The following is an 18922-nucleotide window of genomic DNA, read 5'->3' as shown; positions in this document are numbered from 1 at the left end:
GCGGGTTTGCTTCATACCCGCCATAGGTGACTGGTGGCCCACAGCTTGCTGTGGGTGGGCAGAACTGAAAGCACGGGAGGTGTGTATGGTCCGAATCAAGAGTACAAAAGTCGTGTTTATGGGGGGGTATTGCTCGCCTGTGTGGCCTATCCCCTTGGCACACAATTCGGTAGCTGGATGGATGCCTTGCGGCAGATGTGGAATGCCGATGAGTACCGCAAGCAGGCCTCCGAGCAGACCGCCGCGATCCTGAGGAAGATGGGAACGATCCAGGTGGGCGATACCCTCACGGACTTCAGCCTTGAGGACATCGATGGTCAGTGGCATCGGCTGTCGGAGCTGGTGATTGATAAAACGCTGATTACATTTGTGAAGCCGGACTGCGATGCTTGTCTGATTGAGCTTGAGAGGCTGAGAGAATCAGCCCGCGGTCCGGATGATTACGAACATGTCTTACTGATTACGTCAGCGAATCCACTGCATTTACAGAAGCTAAGGGCGGATTACGGACTAGGGTGTGCGATCTTATATGATGAGGAGCGTGCTTTCGGAAACACTCTGAAGGTTCGGAGTTTTCCTTTCAATATCATTATAGATGGTTCGCGTGTGATCGAGGAGATTCACGCGAACACGTTGTTGCCTGAAGATTACGAGCGGTTTTTCGAGGAAGTACGCAGCCGTGATGTCGAAACCGCAGGGGTTTCGACCTACGGTGCAAAGGAATAACATGAAAGGCCGCCTGATTCGCCGTCCCCTTCTGAAAACCGTTAACCCTTTTTCGGAAAGGTGGGACAATCCCATGAAAACGAAGAGCGTTCTGGTAGCGTATTGCTACCTTTTTGTGTTTGTGTTCGTGTTCGCTATCGGTTTCACGATGGCGAGCAAGGCGCAAGCGGGCACAGATGAATACGAGTGCTGCGTTGTTGCCATGTGCCCGCCGCCGTACGATGATGAGGTTTTCAAGGAAGGTCACTGGGTTCCATTGCCCAAGGGCGGAAGGGAATGCCGCCAGGAGGACAATCATTGGTGCGACTGGACCTATCTGTGTCCTGGCCCATAGGTTGAGTTGATCTGTGGGCCAAAGTAGAGTAATCCGAACTACATAGTGCGCTGAGAATGCGCACTACGTGGCTTGGGTGAAGGGAACGGCGATCAGGCGGCTACAAGTTAGAAACACCTTTGAGATAGGGGATCACACAGTGCCCACTTGGTCTCGCTGGTCGGTGGCTGGTTGTCTGACTGGTGCCGGGATACTCGGCGGCGTACTCCCCTTGGCGGCGCCTCTTGCTCAAAACTTGCAAGCCCCAGTGTCGGGTCACAATCAAGGTAACATTCAGATCACCGTGGAGCCGGGCGCATGGGGGTTTCCAGACTGGGCCGGATCTTGGAACTATGGAGAATCAATACCCTACGTCGATCCGTTTACAGGAGATTCAATTTATGGATGCATTTACCCTCGGGGCAGCGGAAATACCTACATTGACGGCATGCTTCTGGCCGGAGGTCTCGCGGGCGAGGACACGATATTCACCTTTGGTAACTTCGAGACTGATTCCTCTTCTTATGGCGGCATTTGGCGGATCCGTTCCTCGGACAGAACTAGTGCTTACTATTCTACTGAAACGCGGTCGGACCTGGACCTACAGTGTACATATGTAGACACTTTGGTGTCAGGTCGGGATGTCAATTCGAGTGTTTGGGACTGGCGCCGCTTCGCCCCGACTGGTCTCCGGGTCGTTCAGCGTTCTATGGCGTGGAGTGGAGCCACCGTGGACGATTTCATTTTGGTGGAGTATGAATTCACCAACGTAGGGAATGGAGATCTATCCAACGTGTATGTCGGCTTTTGGTATGATGCTGTCACGCGTAATTTGTTTCCTGACCAGAGCGACGACTATTTGACCGGTCTTCTTCGCGACTACCAATCGGATGGAGTTTGCAATTTCCGCGACACACTCAATATCGCTTATAGCATGGACAACGACGGCGACCCGGTGGACGGGCGCTTCACCTGGCAATCCCGGCGTGGGGCAGTAGGTGTCGCCCTTCTTGGCAGTTCGCAAGGGCCGATCCGAGTGGGTTACACCTGGTTTGCCTGGGACGCCGGATATAACACTGACTGGGGGCCAAGACGGAGACCCACAAACAGTGACCCGTGGCGATCGTTCAACCCTTTCTACGCCTGGCCGGGCAGCAACAACAACCTCTACTATGTGATGAGCCGGGGCGACATTGCTTACGATCAGTTGTTTGCGGCAGTGGAGCACGAGGGCTGGATGCCGTCGTGGTATTTCGGTGACGCGATAGCGAAAGGCTGGTCAGCTATCAGCGTCTACTCATTCGGCCCGTTCGAGATTGGTGTAAAAGAGCACATCTCCTTCACCATCGCCGTAGTCGGCGGCGACAATGTGCACAATGATCCGTATGCGGTGCTGAACCCGGCGTTCCCGCAGCAGTATTATGATCAGCTTGATTTCTCCGAGTTGGCACAGAATGCCCGCTGGGCGCAGTGGGTGTATGACAATCCGGGAGTAGATACGGACAGCGACGGGTATTTCGGCGAGTTCCGTGTGTGCGAGGGAGAAACGACATGGTACAAGGGCGACGGTGTGCCCGACTTTCGCGGCAACACCCCGCCGCCGATACCGTTCACACGCTTCGAGACCGAGCCGGGGAGAATAGTCGTCCGCTGGAATGGCTATTTCTCGGAGACCACCAAAGACCGCTTCTCCGGGCTGATCGATTTCGAGGGGTATCGGGTATACAACGGGCTGGATAACAGGAGAACGAGCCTGGCGATTCTGTCAAGCTACGACAAAGAGGATTTCTTCCGGTTCAAGTATCATGAGCTTGGGTCGGGCCAGAATCGCTGGATCAATGACGACCCGCCGTACAGTTTAGACTCCCTCCGAATCATCCATAACGATCCTGAGTTCGATCCGCTGCGTTATCCTCGTGAACGGCCACGATTTGAGGGTGACAGCGCGTTCTACTTCGCCCCGGTCGACGCCAACTTAGCTGATCTCAGTTCTATTACCGGCATCCACAAGGTGTATCCAGAGGCCGTCAACCCCGGTACTGACTCAACTCTGTGGACAGACGACGATGTCACTATGGAACATGGCCGCCGCCTGCCGAAATTCTACGAGTACGAGTATGTCATCGACAACCTGCTGCCGACTGTGCCATACTTTGTCAGCGTGACTGTCTTTGACTTTGGCTACGCCGGTGGCAGAGGCAATCTACCTCCGGATGAGACGAATCCACTGAACAACATCACCGAAGTTTACGCGCAGACATCATCTGATGTAGTCGAAGAACAGAACCTCGACGTCATCGTCTATCCGAACCCGTACCGTGCCGACGCCAATTATCACGAGTTAGGCTATGAGAACCGCAAGGGGACGATCATTCCTGACCGCGCCCGACTCATCCACTTCAGCAATCTGCCGCGCGTCTGCAAGATCAGCATTTTCACGCTTGACGGGGATCTGGTCGGCTCGATCGACCACAACTTTCCTGACGGCGGCCCCGAATCGATGCATGACTGGTGGAACTTAGTCAGCCGCTCCGGCCTGGCGGTCGAGTCCGGGCTGTACTATTGGGTGGTCGAGTCGTCAACGCGGACACAGATCGGGAAGTTAGTCATTCTAAAATAATCACAACCCGGCGGTTGGGTGGACCACAAAGAAATTCGTGCGCGGCAGACCTCCCGGTCTGCCCGTCACGATGTTACCCGAAGAGACCAAGGGGCAGACGAGGACCCCGGATCAAGTCCGGGGCAGGCTCTGCAGCCCACTTACATCGCGAGAGCCGTCGCGATCCCATCCGCCGCAGGCGGAGTGGGCCACCGAGGTCTGTTTGCTCGAGTGTGATTCCCATCCCATCCGCATGCGGGTGGGCCACCAGTCCTCCTGTGGTGGCACAAGAAGGGGTGCGAAAGTGGTTGCTCCGGCATTGCGCACCCGCTAATATTCCTGCGTGTATAAGAGGTGGTTTGGCAGCAAGGGCGGCACGTGTCGTTTGAGACCTTCATAGCCCGTCGCTATTTCGGCTCCGGGCGGTTTTTTGTTTCCGTTTCCACCTGGATTACAATTGTCGGGGTGACCCTGGGTGTGGCGACAGTTTGTTTTGTAACCGCCATGCACAATGGGTTCGAGGCGGAAATCCGCTCCCGCTTGCTGGGGACATCGTCGCACATCTCCGTCTTCCCCTACCAGAACGAGTTTATTGCCGACTACCGACAGCTTGTCGACGATTTGCAGCAGATCGATCATGTCACCGCGGCATCACCGTTCATTTTCTACAAAGCAGCGATCTCGTCGGCGTCGGCCGGTGACGGCATAATCGTGCGCGGTATCGATCTCGAGAGGGAGCGCCTGACAGCCAATATCGAAGAAGACGTCAAGGCCGGCGTCTACAGTTTCGAGACCACCATACTCGGCAACGACACGCTGCCGGGGACTATTATCGGCGAGGGGCTTGCCGACCGACTCGGCGTCTTTCTCGGTGACCCCGTGGTGCTGTATTCGCTGCGTGGCGAAGACTTGCGCAAGGGGATGCGCCCCCGTGTGGCCAAGTTCCTGGTGACCGGTATTTTCGAGACTGGGCTGTATGAGTTCGACGGCTCCATGGCTTACATCTCCCTCAGCGATGCGCAAGATCTGTTCAAAACCGGCGATGTAGTCACAGCGGTGCACCTCAAGCTCGATGATATCTATCTCGCCGAAACTCTGGCGCCCAGGATCGATTCGGTACTTGGCCTTCGCTACGACGTTGTTCCCTGGACGGTGATGCACAAGAACTTGTTCTCGTGGATAGCGATTGAGAAACTCGCCTTGTCGATCGGGTTTTCCCTGATCGTACTGGTGGCGGCGTTTTCGATTATCTCCACTCTGGTCATGTTGACGATGGAGAAGCGGGCCGAGATAGGGATTCTCAAGACGATCGGGACCGTGCCGGCATCCATACGCAAGATCTTCGTTTACAAAGGGCTGGCGATTGCGACAATCGGCGTGGTGGCCGGGTGGCTGATTTCGCTCGCGGCGGGGTTCGCGCAGAACCAGTGGAAGATCGTCTCCCTGCCGCCGGACATCTATTTCATCACCCATGTGCCGATTGAATCGCACCTGCTGGATTACCTCGTTTCCGGAGCGGTGACCTACGTGATCTGTTTCCTGGCGGCGCTCATCCCGGCCCAGCAGGCGGCCCGGTTATCGGTGATAGAGGTCCTGCGTCGGTAGCGTAATGAGGCGGTTTGGCGCGGCTAATGGTTTGGACAAAGATGGCGAAAATAGTACTGTGGGCTTGAAGAAATAGGACTTTGACCGGTCTATAACATGGAAAGTGACAACACGATACTCGCGGCGACCGATGTATCCAGAGAGTTTCCTACCACCGAAGGTAATCTCCGTGTGCTGAAGGGCATCTCATTGGAGGTCAGCCGGGGTCAGATGGTAGCGGTGACCGGCGCGTCGGGGGTTGGAAAGTCCACCCTGCTTCACATACTCGGCGGCCTGGACCGCCCCAGCGGCGGTCACGTTGCGGTGAGTGGGACATCGTTTGACGGTCTGTCGGAGACCGAACTGGCTCGCTTTCGCAACCGGAAAGTAGGGTTTGTGTTCCAATTTCATTACCTCCTTGATGATTTCAGCGCCCTCGAGAACGTGATGATTCCCATGATCTTAGCGGGACGGTCGCATGTCGACTCGGCCCGCCGGGGGGAACTGCTTCTGGAACAGGTTGGTTTAACCAGTAGGAAGACGCACCGACCGAAGGAACTGTCGGGCGGCGAACAGCAGCGTGTGGCGGTGGCTCGGGCGCTGGCCAATGAACCGGATATAGTTCTGGCCGACGAACCGTCGGGGAACCTCGACACGGCGACTGGACGCAAGCTGCACGAGCTCATGTTTCGATTGAACGATGAGAACGCCACCACGTTTCTGGTCGCGACGCACAACCGGGAGCTGGCGGACCGGTGTGATGTGGAACTGCAGTTGGTCGAAGGTCGACTGGCGCAAACGATAAGCAGGTGATGGGTATGTTGTGTCAGGACTGCAAGAAACGCGAGGCGCAGGTTCATCTGACTCAGATCATCAACAACGAGAAGCTCTCGCTCTCGCTGTGCAAGGAGTGCGCCGCCGCACGGGGGTTCCATTCTCCGCTCGACAACGTGCCCTTTCCGCTGGCGGAAATCCTGTCGGGCCTGGGGTATGCAGCTCCGGATGTTGACAAGCTCGACCCCAAGGACGATCTCACCTGCCAGGCGTGCGGATTGAAATTCAGCGAGTTCACGCGGCAGGGCCGGTTCGGCTGCGGCGAGTGTTACTCCGCGTTCCGGGGACGGCTCGAGCCGATCATGCGGAAGATACACGGGGCGTCGCTGCATCGCGGTCGCAACCCGGAGTATGTTCGTCTGGAAGATAAAGCCGCCCTGCCGATAAAAGAGGAAGAACGGCTCGAAGTGGAACTGAGCAAGGCGATTGCAGCCGAGGATTTCGAGCGCGCCGCTGAACTTCGCGACAAACTCAAGACCGTGCGCGAGAAAATCGGCGTGCAGGAAGCATCGAAGGGCTGAGAGTTGGCAATAATGTTCGAAGACATGGCAAAGTCACCTGCGGCCTGGTTATCCGGGAAGGGCGAGGAGGCCCTGGTCATTCTGTCGACCCGGATACGGCTGGCGCGCAATGTTGCCGGGTGCCGGTACCCAACGTCGGCCGACAGTGACACCCGTAAGCGGGTGATCAGTTATTTCGACTCGGTCGTTACACGTACCGAGCACCTCGGCCGCGGGCAGTATTACAAGGCGTCCGATTTTAACGGTCTTGACCGTGACTTTTTGATCGAGCGCCATCTGATATCGCCGGCCTTTCTCGACGGTGACCATTCCAAGGCGGTGCTGATCGGGTCACAGGAGCGGGTGTCGATCATGGTCAACGAAGAAGACCACTTGCGCATCCAGGCGCTGGCGCCGGGACTGGACCCACAGGGGGCGTTCGATCTGGCGATGAAATACGAGGTGGAGATCGGCCGCTATCTCGAATATGACTACGACAAGGACTTCGGCTACTTGACTGCCTGCCCTACCAATGCCGGTACCGGCATGAGGGCGTCGGTGTTGATTCATCTCCCCGGCTTGGTGTTGACACGGGATATTGACAAGGTAATCTCGCGCATCACGCGCAGCGGGCTAGTGGTGCGGGGTTTCTACGGCGAAGGCTCCGACGTGCTGGGGAACCTGTTTCAGGTTTCCAACCAGAATACGCTGGGACTGACCGAGAACGATATTATCAATCAGATTAACAAAGTTGCGCACGAGATTATCGAAGAAGAGGCCAAGGCGCGGTCGCGGCTTACCGAGGAAGCCGCCGATATGATCGAGGACAAAATCTGGCGCGCCTTCGGCATTCTAAAACACGCCCGCGTGCTCACCAGCGAAGAGGTGATGAACCTGCTCTCAGCGGTGCGACTCGGTCACGCCATGAAAGTGATCGATTTTCTGGATGTCGCACTGATAAACGAGATTCTCCTTCTGTCCCAGCCTGCCCATTTGCAGAAGTACTATGGGACAGAAATGGACCACAACCGCCGCGACTTTGTGAGGGCCCAGATGGTGCGCGAGAAACTCCGCAGCACCGGTCCCAGTTAATACGGGAAAGCTTGTATGAAACGGGCCCGCACCGTATTTTGAAGACAACCGTGAAGGATGACATAAAATGAATGAAATGTTCACAGAGGCCGCAAGAAAGGCGATTGAGTACGCCCGCGACGAGGCCTCGCGCCTGAAGCACGACTACATCGGCACCGAACACCTTTTGCTCGGCCTGATCCGACTCGGTGAGGGCCTGGCGGTCGAGATCATCGCCAATCTCGGTCTGGAACTCGAGGACCTCAAGGCGTCGATCGAGGAAGTGGTCCAGCCCTCGGGCGGCACCATGACCATGGGGCAGCTCCCCCTGACTGCTCGCGCCAAGAAGACGCTCGAGGTCTCCGGCCAGGAGGCCCGTGCCCTGAAGTCTAAGGACATTGATACCGAGCATATCCTGCTCGCCCTGCTCAAAGACGAGGAGGGGGTGGCGGCGCAGGTGCTTTCGACCTACGAGATCGACTACAAAGAGGCGTACGAAGAGTTGAAGAACATTCATTCAGGGAAGCCGTCATCGTTCAAAAAGAAGCGCAAGAAATCAAAGACTCCGGCGCTCGATCATTTCGGACGTGACCTGACGGAGATGGCCCGCCGCGGTAAGCTCGACCCGATTATCGGCCGCGAAAACGAAATCGAGCGGGTTTGCCAGGTGCTGTCGCGACGCAAGAAGAACAACCCGGTCCTGATCGGCGAGCCGGGGGTGGGCAAGACCGCGATTGTGGAAGGCCTCGCGCAGCGCGTGGTGGAGGGTAATGTCCCACAGACTCTCGAGAACAAGAGAGTCGTGACGCTCGATATGGCGTCGCTGGTCGCCGGCACCAAGTACCGCGGCCAGTTCGAGGAGCGCCTCAAGGCGGTCATGAACGAGATTATTAACGCCGACGACGTCATTATCTTCATTGACGAGCTGCATACGATTGTCGGCGCGGGCGGGGCCGAGGGCTCGCTCGATGCGTCGAATATCTTCAAGCCGGCGCTCTCGCGCGGCGAGCTGCGTTGTATCGGCGCGACTACTCTTAACGAGTACCGCAAGTTTATCGAAAAAGACGGCGCGCTGGAACGTCGATTCCAGACCGTCATGGTCGACCCGCCGAGCGAAGCGGACACGATTCGCATTCTGAAGGGTCTGCGCGAGCAGTACGAGAAGCATCATCAGCTTCACATTTCGGACGAAGCTATCGATGCCGCCGTGCATTTGTCCAATCGGTACATCTCCGGGAAATTCCAGCCCGATAAGGCGATCGACCTGATCGATGAGGCCGGATCGCGCGCGCATCTGTCAACCTACACCCGCCCGGACGAATTTTCCGCGGCCGAGTCACGCCTGGGTGAGTTGCAGGCGCGCAAGGAAGACGCGGTCAAGAACCAGGCGTTCGAGACTGCCGCCAAGCTACGTGACGAAATCAAGGCGGAAAAGGAGAAGCTGACAAAGTTACAGGCCGACTGGGAGTTCCAGCGCCAGAAGGAACAAATCACGCTCACATCGGACGATGTAGCGGCGGTGCTCTCCAAGATCACCGGCATTCCGCTCTTTCGTCTCGAGGAGAAAGAATCGCGGCGGCTTCTGCGCATGGAGGATGAACTGCGCAAGACCATTGTCGGGCAGGACGAGGCGATTGCCATAATCGCCAAGGCGATTCGCCGCGCCCGCGCCGGGCTCAGTGATCCGGGGCGGCCGATTGGGACGTTCATGTTCCTCGGTCCCACCGGAGTCGGCAAGACCGAGCTCGCCCGCCAGTTGGCGAAGTTCTTATTCGACGACGCCGAATCGCTGGTGCGTATCGATATGTCCGAGTACATGGAGAAGCACGCCGTATCCCGCATGATCGGCGCGCCTCCGGGATATGTCGGCTACGAAGAAGGCGGCCAGTTGACCGAGAAAGTGCGCCGCAAGCCGTACTCGGTGGTGCTGCTTGACGAGATCGAGAAGGCGCATCCCGATGTGTTCAATATCCTGCTGCAGCTTTTCGACGACGGGCAGTTGACCGATTCGTTCGGACGCAAAGTCGACTTCAAGAATACCGTCATCATCATGACGTCGAACATCGGCACCAAGCGGATTCGCGACGACAAGACGGTCGGTTTCGATTCCGCGAGCGTCGATGAGTCTTTCGACGGCATGAGGAAGAAAATCCTTGAAGAAGTTAAGAAGTTGTTCAATCCGGAACTGCTCAATCGTATCGACGAGACGATTGTATTCCAGAAACTGACGCGCGAACATATCGGGCAAATCATCGATATACTGGTGATCGATTTCGCCAAGCAGTTGGCCGAAAAGGGAATTAGTTTCCGTCTCGGCGCCGATGCGAAGGAATTTCTCATCAAGCAGGGCTACGACCCGACCTACGGCGCGCGTCCGCTCAAGAGAGCGCTTCAGCGGTTTCTCGAGGATCCGCTGGCGGAAGAGATTCTCAAGGGGCAGTATGCGGGCGACTGCGATCTGCTGGTCGGCTCAGACGATAAACGTCTGACGTTCACGTTCAACCGTCCCGAGCATCCGCACCATCCCGAGACCAAAGCTCCCGAAGCAGTGGGCTAGACATCTGCGACGTGGCCCACCCGCGTCGACACATCGATCGGCAGGGACAGAGCCCTGCCGATCAAGTGACAGGTCGCCGCAGGGCAGGACCCCGCCTGCGGCGGGTCGCTCGCGGAGGTGAGCTATCGGCGGTTCTGCCTGGACGGGGGGCTTTCGTAGCGCTGTTCTTGCATTGGCGGGTTTGAAGCAAACCCGCCCTACAAGACGCGCGTCGTTGTTAGATCCGCCGTCTTTGCCCGCCGCGTCCGTCTCAACAACACCACAAAACAAACATACAAACCCGCCAGGCAGAAGAAGCGAATCGGGGTTTGTTTCAGGCCGTGTCCCACATGGTGGCCGATAACAATTGTCAGGAACGCCAGCGACAGTTTGTCTTCGAGAACGGACATCCCCATGTAGTACAGATCTCTCCAATAGGCCAGGATCACGAGGTACGGAATCGTCTGAAGGAGCAAATGATGCGCCTCGGACATAGGGAACACCAGCGGAATGACAGTGATGATCGCAGCCAGGAAAACCAAGCGGTGTCCGAACGCAGGCTGGGTCGACCAGTCCGGAGCATACGTGATTAGCGGGACGCACAGTAAGACAGTCAGGACGATCATAGCGGCGGCTTTCCACAGCGGCGACCAGGCGACGCCCAGGAGATAAGTTACGGTCGAGACGAGCGAGAATGACTTCAAGCCCCATTGCATCTCATTGATTGCCGCCTGCGACACTACCTCGTCCATGTAATACCGGTAGTAGTCCAGGCTCTGAGAATTGAACAGCAGAGGGATCAACTAATTGAACGCGACAACGAGCACTACGAAGTACACCGGCGTGCGGAACTGTTTCGACACAACCGCGTACAGAAGGCAGAGCGCGGGCGCGACCTTGATAGAGGCCGCTGCAGCAAGAAACAGTGTCGCCCAGAACTGACGGTCTCTTTCCAGGAAAAAGAAGTAAGCGGCGATGCAACCCAACACATATAGATTTGCCTGACTGTTGAGGAACTCGTCCTGCAGGAACGGATGTAGCATCAGTACCAGCAGCGCCGCGGGCAGAAGATTTGCTCTAAGCGCTGACCGTTTTGACGCCAGATTGAATTGGTGTTTCCATGTTGCGGCCATGGTTGCCAAAAAAGTCGCCACCGCCCCAAGCGACCACACTGATATCGACACCGACTTTCCCAATGGCCCCTGTTGCAGCAGAGTGAACGGGTACACTACGACCAGCAAGAACAGGGGATAAAGGTAGCGTCGCGTGACCTCCTGGTACGGGTTTTCGGCGCTGAAAAACCACGCTGAGGCCCGCAGGTACGAAGTGAAATCGATCTCGGCAAACTTGAAGTAGTTCCGAACGGATTGATAGTAGAACAACAGAAGCGACCCGGCGGCAACTGTGATTACGACTGCGGTCAGGATTTTGCGGAATCTGGACGCGCCCGGGGGAGGCATTCTCGAAACTATGATGCCGGGCATGGGGTCGTCAAGTAATGTCCGAGCTTGACGGTGTATCCGGTCGATCCTATGTTGATGCGGCGAAACTACCAGTGAAACGATCCCAAGCAAATAGGCGACAACCGGGTGCGGCGTTGCGCACAAAGCGGAGCCGGCACGAGCGTGGCGTAAGTAATGAGGCGGCTGTTGCCCGGTACTGGTCGCGCAGGTTGAAACATGCCGGTCCACTCGCGGCGGTGCTTACCTACGATGCGCCACCGGCAATCAACCGCGCCTATGATCGCTGGGAGCGCGAAAGCCTGTTGAGACAGTTACCGGCATCACTGGACGGTAAGACAGCGCTCGACCTGGGCTGCGGCAGCGGCCGGGTCGCCGTGCTGCTGGCAGGGCGTGGCGCGACTGTGACCGGGGTCGATATCTCCCCGGTGATGCTCGAGGCCTGTCGCACCGCCGCGCGACGGGCACGGGTTTCTCGAAGACTCACCCTGATAGAATCCTCTGTGAGCAAGCTCATACCCAATCTCGGAAAATTCGACATCGTTACCTGTTTTGGCCTGCTCGAACATCTTTGGCCCAAAGAGCGCCACCGTTGCCTCCATGTCGCTCTCGCGAATCTGAACAAATCTGGTCGGATATTCCTTGTGGTCAACAATCCGGACGGTGTTTTTCTAAGAACACGGAAAAGCGGCTCGGATCGGAGAGTAGCAGGGCATTATGTATCGATGGTAGGACTCAGGTGGCTGGAGAAGTTCTGCAACGCAAACGGTGCCGCCATGACCGTGCTGGCGGCTAATCCGTTTTACGCCTGGCTGCACTACGGACTTCTGAAGGGCTTAGCGGTGTCGTTCCCGGAAGCGGAGCTGAATCGCCTGGCGCAAGTGGTGACACCACTCGATCTGGCTGCAACCCTTCGCGGCCCGCTCCCCTACGCTCTGGCCAGTCACTTCATGGTCGAATTGCGTCGGCGCGGTGTATAGTTCCGGTATGGGGCGCTGAGCCTTGGGTCAAATCAAAGTTGCACAATAAGATACAAAACCACTTGCCCTTTGATACTGGCGTGGTTATACTATAAGTCTGTGCGGGATTTCCGAAGCGCTGGAACTAACTTCGGTCTCGCCGATAAATAGAAATCAGGTTATTGCTTTAGAGGTTTTTGTATGGCACACAAGAAAGGCGTCGGCTCGTCGCGAAACGGCCGTGACTCTAACGGTCAGCGGCGCGGCACCAAGATGTTCAGCGGTCAGGCCGTGAAGGCCGGCTCGATTATCGTGCGTCAGTGCGGCACCCCGATTCGCGCGGGCGCAAATGTCGGCATGGGGCATGACTGCACGCTGTTCGCCAAGATCGACGGCGTCATCAGATTTGAGCGGGTCGGCAAGACCGGGAAGCAGGTGTCGGTCTACGCGGCTTAGCATTCCTGTCGAATACGGCAAGCGGGCACTGCGGACACAATCAGCAGTGCCTTTTTGTTTTGGGGCAAGTTGACCCGGACGGGAGATCTCTGTGGCCGCCGGGGACAGTGCGCAGCGGTTGGGCTTACCGGTGGGCGAGGAAACTTCTCGGCGACCCCAGTCAGCGAGGTGGCAGGGCCAGGATACCCGCTTGCCGGGCCGGTACCGCGATTGGCACAATCTCCGTGATAGCCCGGTGAGTAGACATCGTTGCCGCCCCCCCACAATTTCCCTTGACAACAATGGTCCGCATTACTATGATTTAAGCACGAGAGCGATTGATGCCTCGCCCGGCTGCCCAGCTTTACCGGGCGTTGCTCATAACAAATGTCGCAACAAAGCCCCGTCTCGTACCCTCATCGCCAGTAGAGCTAAACTCAAGGATGGAGGATCGGCTTATGGAGTGAGGTTATCTCTTGAACGGGCGCGACGGATCGCGGCCGTGGCGAGGGATAGCGGGATTGGTGGTCCAAAGGGACTTGACGCAGCGCCGAGGTTTGCCTCCGCGTCTGCAGCGGCCTTGCCGGAAGGCCGTGTTGCTCCCGGGCGGCCTAGTGAACAGACTGGCACCAACCTGAAAGTTCGGCTGTCAGGGAGTTGACAGAACCGGCCCCCAGGAATGGGGATTCCGATTGGAAACAGTCGGAGTGATTTCCGCAATCGATTTCCAGCGGGCGGCCTAATCAGCCGCCCGTGTTATTGTTACCCGCCCGATTGTGGCCTTCGCCCCATAAGTGCTGTCTCACCCCATGCGTCAGGGTTCGCGGGTTCCCCTTCGCGTCAGCGTGTATCCACCCTAACCCATTTTCGTCAACCAGGTTAGGTCACGCAATCAATCCTCCAGCGAGGCGGCATCGCCATTGCAAAGTACCGGAATGGAACATGAACACAAGTCCGGAACGGTACGTAATGAAAGTGAAGTTTGTGTTGACCATGGACGATGTCGTCGTGAACGACGAGAGAATCGATCAGATCATTCTCGACTGGATCAGCGATGTTGACCAGGAGGAGATCATGGATGTCTCCCACAAGTGGATTACGACCCAGAATTTTCTTACTCACCGGATGGTCGGCCTCACCCGCGTGGGTGAATCATCGCTGACTATCGAACCTCTCGAAGAGGCTGCCGATGTCGATTCCTGAGCTGATCAGCCAGGCGAAAGCGCTCGCCGGCGACGCTGTCGCCCGAGCGGGCGAATACTCCGGCGCCCTCATGACGGCCCGCCAGTACGTGCTGGACAACTACGGCCAGACCGGGCTGATCGCGGCGTATGTCACGATTGGCGTTCTGGCGGTCTTTATCGTCTCGCGCCTGGTGATGATGACATTCGCCGCAGTCAAGTGGATGGTTCTGCCATCGATAGTGCTCGCCTTCCTGGCGTCACTGGTGTTGCCGATTGGGTTCGGGCAGGCGCTGCCGGTGACAGTCGCTTTTTGCTCGCTCGTACTCTTGTTCAAAGGATAGAGACGTTGAAACCCGCCGCGGCCAGGCATGGCCGCGGATGTCGGACGTTGCCTACAGCGTATAGCGGCCCGCCCAGAGCGAGGCCGCTTTTTGTTGCACGGAAGAATCTTCCCCCGCGCGCCTATCCCTGTCGACGCCAACCGCTTGCAAACTCGAGTCGAGCATGGCAATCCGGTTGCATCGCCATAGTTCCGTAAGCCGGAAAACAGGTACATTCATGGATCCCACGCCCAACTGTATCAATTGCGGCCGACCGCTGATTTCGCGAGGCGGCACCCTGGTCTGTGTCGACTGCAACTCCGAGCTGCTGGCGGCGTCCGAGATCTTTGTCGAGTCGGCCGATCCCGACGGTTACATCATGATCGAGTGCCCCGGCGCTACTCTCTACAAGGACGGCAGCGACATTGTCGAGGCCGGGGTCAGGTTTCTCGACGACAACGATCCCTCGAAAGGCTTCGAGATTATCAAGCATCCGATATACTCACCCACACATGAAAAGAAACGCCGCATCAAGAGAGAAGCTTACGGCCGTATCCGCCGCTGTCGCGGCTGCCAGGATTTGACCGTGCGCATGAGGCGACGCGAGGGGCCCGACTTCTGCGTGCCGTCGCGGAAACACCCTCACCGCACCCGTCTCCGCCCGGCGAAGTACCGGACATATGTTTGATCCGTGGATCAAGGTGGCCCACCCGCCTGCGGGTTGGTGGGATGGACGTGTCCCTAGCGCGAAGAAGGGTGTCGGGTTTCTCGCTCTTTCGGATACTGCTCGGAACCCGACCTACCGGCTGCGTGCCGTCGCGGAAACACCCTCACCGCACCCGTCTCCGCCCGGCGAAGTACCGGACGTATGTTTGATCCGTGGATCAAAGTGGCCCACCCGCTTGCGGGTGGGATTGGGATTCCTCTCGTGCCGGAAACACCACGGTGCCCCACCATTGATGTTCGGGTTTAGGAATACGATGTCCGGTTGCGCACCCAGTCACGGCGCGCAGAACAAGCCCTCATTGGGGCTCACTTCGCGGCCTTCCCGTCGACCCGGACATCTTATGTAACTATCTAAGGCACAATAAGATACGGCACGGTTTTTACTTGCCATAGGGCATAAAAACCGGTATGTTGGTTGGTTAGGAAAACTTTGCCATGGCTGCCCTGAATCACCTACACCGAAACTCGACCAAACCCGTCCCCGCGGCCGGGATCGTGGACCGTATTGTCACGTCTTTGGGCCTGGCCCAGCGATATTACGGCTGGATGATGGTCTCGCGTTGGCCGGAGATGGTCGGCGAATACTACGCCCGCAAGAGCCGCGCCTTTCGTTTCGAGGAGGGCGTCTTGTATGTAGCGGTCGAGGATGCCTCCTGGCGCCAGCAGATGGCCATGGACACGGAAAGAATACTCACGATCATCCATGGATACCCGCATGGCCAGGTAGTCAAGGACCTGCGCCTGGTGATGGGCGAAAAAAGGATACACTCCGATGCCGACTGAAGTAAAAGACATTGAAAAGAAGAACGCATCTGATATGACCGAGAAGAAAAATCAGCAGGCTTACGATGCCACCTCGATCCAGGTACTCAAAGGCCTCGAAGCGGTACGTCGCCGTCCCGCCATGTATATCGGCGATGTCAGCCAGCGCGGTTTGCATCACATGGTCAACGAGGTGGTCGATAACTCGGTCGACGAGGCGATGGCCGGGTTCTGTGACAAGATCGAGGTCGAAATCCTCGGCGACGGCTCGGTCAAGATTGTCGATAACGGCCGCGGTATCCCGGTCGAGAAGCATCCCGATCAAAAAATCTCCGCGCTCGAAGTGGTCATGACCCAGCTTCACGCCGGCGGCAAGTTCGACCACAAGAGCTACAAGGTCTCAGGCGGCCTGCACGGGGTGGGCGTCTCAGTAGTGAACGCGCTTTCGAAACACTTCTGGGTGGAGGTGATCCGCGACGGCAAAGTGTATCGCCAGGAGTACGAGCGGGGTGCGGCGCTTAAACCGGTCAAGGAAGTGGGCAAGAGCAAAAAAACCGGCACCACGGTTTGTTTCTTCCCCGATCCGGAGATCTTCTCCAACACCGAGTTTCGCTTTGGCATTATCGAATCGCGTCTGCGTGAACTGGCGTTTCTGAACGAAGGGCTCAAAATCGACCTGTATGACCGTCGCGAGGGGAAAGAACGCGAGGCGCACTTCCACTACAAGGGTGGGCTCTCGGCGTTTGTCGAATACCTGAACGAGAATAAAACGCCGCTGTTCAAGAAGCCGCTGCATTTCAAGAGCGTCAAGGACGGGGTCGATGTCGAGATCGCGCTCGCTTATAACGACGGCTACAGCGAGTCGGTGTACTCGTACGTGAATAACATCAACACGATCGAGGGCGGCTCGCATCTGACCGGTTTTCGCACGGCGCTGACCCGCACGATCAACAACTATGCATCGCGCAACAATCTCCTCAAGAAAGACAGTGTCACGCTGGTCGGCGATGACTCCAAAGAGGGCTTGGCGGCAGTGATCTCGGTCAAAGTGGTCGATCCGCAGTTCGAGGGCCAGACCAAAACTAAATTAGGCAACTCCGAGGTCAAGGGGATTGTTGAATCGATCACCAACGAGCAGCTTGGCGCGCAGCTCGAAGAGAACCCGTCGATCGGCAAGAAGATTGTCGACAAGCTGATTCTGGCCGCCACCGCGCGCGAGGCGGCCCGCAAAGCGAAGGAGCTCACCCGCCGCAAGACTGCGCTCGACAGCGCGTCGCTGCCGGGCAAACTCGCCGACTGCAGCTCGAACGAGCCCGACCTGTGCGAGATTTATATTGTGGAGGGCGATTCTGCCGGCGGTTCCGCCAAGCAGGGGCGCGATCGGCGGTTCCAGGCGATCCTCCCGCTGCGCGGCAAGATCATCAATGTCGAGAAATCGCGGATCGACAAGATTCTCGGCAACGAGGAAATCCGCTCGCTCATCACCGCGCTCGGGTGCGGGATCGGCGAGGATTTCGACGCCGGCAAGGCGCGCTACCACAAGATCATCATCATGACCGATGCCGATATCGACGGTTCCCATATCCGCACGCTCATTCTGACATTCTTCTTCCGCTACATGCGTGACCTGATCGATCGCGGCTACATGTATATCGCGCAGCCGCCGCTCTACAAGCTCAAGCACGGCAAGAAGGAGCAGTACGTTTATTCCGACGAAGAGAAAGAACGCGTGCTCAAGACCTTCCCAAGCACCGGTGTCAATATTCAGCGTTACAAAGGTCTGGGCGAGATGAACCCGGAGCAGCTCTGGCGCACGACTATGGACCCGGAGTCACGCACTCTTTTGCAGGTCACGCTCGACGATGCCGCCGAGGCGGACCACATTTTTGCGACTCTGATGGGGACAGAGATCGATCCCCGCCGCGAATTCATCCAACAGAACGCGCGGTATGTGAGGAATTTGGATATTTAGTAGGGCGGGGTAGGATTTGTGGGCGGCAGACGTCCTCGTCTACCCCTGGACATTTTCATTCTGAAAACCAAATAACCCACGCCCTAAGCGGGCCGGGCTGTTAGGCTAAGTCTTTCCTTGACGAATCTGTCCGTTTTGTTTATTCTCTTATAGTAGACACTGATAACGCGTAGACAGGGGGGCTTTATGGCCCGGCTTGTAACAATGATGGCATTTGCGGTGGTGACTGCGGGCGCCATTGCTATCTTTTCCGTGCGCTCTTCTGCAAAGGTTGATCGTGGGGCTAGGCTAATCACGAGTGATGATGACGGTGTTGAGTTGGCGGTCCCGTTGCCGACCGCGGACCGAACAGCCGCTACCAAACCTGCCCATGACCCAGATCGTATGGCAAGGACCATTGAAGGAAGAGAACCAGCTAAACGAGCTTCGCGGACTATCTCGGCCGTTTCTTCGACGGGCGGTGGCGACACGTATTCTACAGCTACGGTGATCCCGGCTGTTCCATACACTGATGCGGGAACTACAGTCGGGGCAACCTATAATTACGACGCATCTGCTGTTTGTGTCGCGGCGGCTGGTGGGGGATTGGGATGTCCTGATGTGGTGTACTCCTACACACCCCCAGTCGACGGTATCCTGTTTGTTTCCACGTGTCTCGGTGGAACCACTACCGACACTAGAATCTGGGCCGTCGAATCGGTTTCTCTTAGCGAAGTCGGCTGCAATGATGATGCCTGCCCTAGCTATGCCAGCGAGCTCAATTGTCCTGTTACGAGTGGCCTGACTTACTATATCGTGATTGGTGGTTGGAATGCTAGTGCCATAGCAACTATTAGTTGCTAAGAATATTCAACAAGTGCATATTGGTTCCTCAAGGAGGAACTGGTATGGCCCGTCCGGTAGAGATCAGGTTGCGTCGACTGCGGCCGCAGGAACGACAC

The 18922-nt window shown here is 57.1% G+C and carries 17 protein-coding genes; 15 read left to right on the top strand and 2 right to left on the bottom strand.

The genetic code is table 11. The features are described from left to right. The first annotated feature begins 177 nt into the window (after positions 1–177). The 8 genes from AB1772_11335 (at position 178) to AB1772_11300 (ending at position 10184) form a co-directional block, all read left to right on the top strand. On the top strand, positions 178–726 hold the full coding sequence (locus AB1772_11335; protein MEW5796938.1) for a redoxin domain-containing protein: 549 nt from the start codon (positions 178–180) through the stop codon (positions 724–726). Positions 727–799: 73 nt separating this feature from the next. Beyond that, positions 800–1060, top strand: coding sequence for a hypothetical protein (locus AB1772_11330; protein MEW5796937.1), 261 nt, complete (start codon positions 800–802; stop codon positions 1058–1060). 709 nt (positions 1061–1769) lie between these two features. Next, positions 1770–3659 (top strand): hypothetical protein, encoded by a 1890-nt coding sequence (locus tag AB1772_11325; GenBank protein ID MEW5796936.1) that lies wholly within the window; start codon positions 1770–1772, stop codon positions 3657–3659. A 357-nt stretch (positions 3660–4016) separates the two neighbouring features. Then, positions 4017–5243, top strand: coding sequence for an ABC transporter permease (locus AB1772_11320; protein MEW5796935.1), 1227 nt, complete (start codon positions 4017–4019; stop codon positions 5241–5243). 96 nt (positions 5244–5339) lie between these two features. Beyond that, positions 5340–6035 carry an ABC transporter ATP-binding protein gene (locus AB1772_11315; GenBank protein MEW5796934.1) on the top strand — a complete coding sequence of 232 codons (696 nt, stop codon included), beginning with the start codon at positions 5340–5342 and terminating at the stop codon, positions 6033–6035. Between the two features lie 5 nt (positions 6036–6040). Continuing rightward, the gene (locus AB1772_11310; protein ID MEW5796933.1) at positions 6041–6577 is read left to right on the top strand and encodes a UvrB/UvrC motif-containing protein; all 537 of its coding nucleotides are present in this window, start codon (positions 6041–6043) and stop codon (positions 6575–6577) included. 12 nt (positions 6578–6589) lie between these two features. Next, the gene (locus AB1772_11305; protein MEW5796932.1) at positions 6590–7648 is read left to right on the top strand and encodes a protein arginine kinase; all 1059 of its coding nucleotides are present in this window, start codon (positions 6590–6592) and stop codon (positions 7646–7648) included. A 67-nt stretch (positions 7649–7715) separates the two neighbouring features. Continuing rightward, on the top strand, positions 7716–10184 hold the full coding sequence (locus tag AB1772_11300; protein MEW5796931.1) for an ATP-dependent Clp protease ATP-binding subunit: 2469 nt from the start codon (positions 7716–7718) through the stop codon (positions 10182–10184). 197 nt (positions 10185–10381) lie between these two features. On the opposite strand, the gene AB1772_11295 is transcribed toward AB1772_11300, so the two are convergent. Then, positions 10382–10966 (bottom strand): hypothetical protein, encoded by a 585-nt coding sequence (locus AB1772_11295; GenBank protein ID MEW5796930.1) that lies wholly within the window; start codon positions 10964–10966, stop codon positions 10382–10384. Beyond that, a complete protein-coding gene (locus AB1772_11290) occupies positions 10967–11647 on the bottom strand; it encodes a glycosyltransferase family 87 protein (protein ID MEW5796929.1) in 681 nt (226 codons plus the stop codon). A gap of 113 nt (positions 11648–11760) precedes the next feature. Here AB1772_11290 and AB1772_11285 point away from each other — a divergent pair, with 113 nt between their 5' ends. From AB1772_11285 to gyrB, 7 genes are all read left to right on the top strand, one after another. Then, entirely contained in the window at positions 11761–12603 is an 843-nt protein-coding gene (locus tag AB1772_11285) for a class I SAM-dependent methyltransferase (protein ID MEW5796928.1), read from the top strand. 180 nt (positions 12604–12783) lie between these two features. Next, positions 12784–13038 carry a 50S ribosomal protein L27 gene (gene rpmA / locus AB1772_11280; GenBank protein MEW5796927.1) on the top strand — a complete coding sequence of 85 codons (255 nt, stop codon included), beginning with the start codon at positions 12784–12786 and terminating at the stop codon, positions 13036–13038. Positions 13039–13959: 921 nt separating this feature from the next. Beyond that, positions 13960–14220, top strand: a complete 261-nt coding sequence (locus AB1772_11275; protein MEW5796926.1) for a hypothetical protein — start codon at positions 13960–13962, stop codon at positions 14218–14220. Then, complete coding sequence (locus AB1772_11270; protein MEW5796925.1) at positions 14207–14542, top strand: hypothetical protein; 336 nt, start codon at positions 14207–14209, stop codon at positions 14540–14542. The genes AB1772_11275 and AB1772_11270 overlap by 14 nt, the downstream gene beginning before the upstream one ends. 163 nt (positions 14543–14705) lie before the next feature. Then, positions 14706–15209: a hypothetical protein gene (locus AB1772_11265; GenBank protein MEW5796924.1), complete on the top strand. Its 504-nt coding sequence runs from the start codon at positions 14706–14708 to the stop codon at positions 15207–15209. Between the two features lie 473 nt (positions 15210–15682). After that, the gene (locus AB1772_11260) at positions 15683–16030 is read left to right on the top strand and encodes a DUF721 domain-containing protein (GenBank protein ID MEW5796923.1); all 348 of its coding nucleotides are present in this window, start codon (positions 15683–15685) and stop codon (positions 16028–16030) included. Positions 16031–16064: 34 nt separating this feature from the next. Next, positions 16065–17981 (top strand): DNA topoisomerase (ATP-hydrolyzing) subunit B, encoded by a 1917-nt coding sequence (gyrB, locus tag AB1772_11255; GenBank protein MEW5796922.1) that lies wholly within the window; start codon positions 16065–16067, stop codon positions 17979–17981. Positions 17982–18922: the final 941 nt, after the last annotated feature.

This window comes from Candidatus Zixiibacteriota bacterium (assembly GCA_040752815.1).
GTDB lineage: Bacteria > Zixibacteria > MSB-5A5 > GN15 > FEB-12 > JAGGTI01.
The sequence above is the reverse complement of the archived record's forward strand: the minus strand, read 5'-3'. Positions and strand labels throughout refer to the sequence as shown.

Excerpts from the sequence above, each read along its gene's own strand:
- AB1772_11330 (MEW5796937.1), top strand. The coding sequence starts at position 800 with ATGAAAACGAAGAGCGTTCTGGTAGCGTATTGCTACCTTTTTGTGTTT.
- AB1772_11300 (MEW5796931.1), top strand. The coding sequence starts at position 7,716 with ATGAATGAAATGTTCACAGAGGCCGCAAGAAAGGCGATTGAGTACGCC.
- AB1772_11290 (MEW5796929.1), bottom strand. The coding sequence starts at position 11,647 with ATGCCCGGCATCATAGTTTCGAGAATGCCTCCCCCGGGCGCGTCCAGA.
- rpmA (MEW5796927.1), top strand. The coding sequence starts at position 12,784 with ATGGCACACAAGAAAGGCGTCGGCTCGTCGCGAAACGGCCGTGACTCT.
- gyrB (MEW5796922.1), top strand. The coding sequence starts at position 16,065 with ATGACCGAGAAGAAAAATCAGCAGGCTTACGATGCCACCTCGATCCAG.
- AB1772_11310 (MEW5796933.1), top strand. The coding sequence starts at position 6,041 with ATGTTGTGTCAGGACTGCAAGAAACGCGAGGCGCAGGTTCATCTGACT.
- AB1772_11315 (MEW5796934.1), top strand. The coding sequence starts at position 5,340 with ATGGAAAGTGACAACACGATACTCGCGGCGACCGATGTATCCAGAGAG.
- AB1772_11270 (MEW5796925.1), top strand. The coding sequence starts at position 14,207 with ATGTCGATTCCTGAGCTGATCAGCCAGGCGAAAGCGCTCGCCGGCGAC.
- AB1772_11305 (MEW5796932.1), top strand. The coding sequence starts at position 6,590 with ATGTTCGAAGACATGGCAAAGTCACCTGCGGCCTGGTTATCCGGGAAG.
- AB1772_11265 (MEW5796924.1), top strand. The coding sequence starts at position 14,706 with ATGGCAATCCGGTTGCATCGCCATAGTTCCGTAAGCCGGAAAACAGGT.
- AB1772_11335 (MEW5796938.1), top strand. The coding sequence starts at position 178 with ATGGATGCCTTGCGGCAGATGTGGAATGCCGATGAGTACCGCAAGCAG.
- AB1772_11260 (MEW5796923.1), top strand. The coding sequence starts at position 15,683 with ATGGCTGCCCTGAATCACCTACACCGAAACTCGACCAAACCCGTCCCC.
- AB1772_11275 (MEW5796926.1), top strand. The coding sequence starts at position 13,960 with ATGAACACAAGTCCGGAACGGTACGTAATGAAAGTGAAGTTTGTGTTG.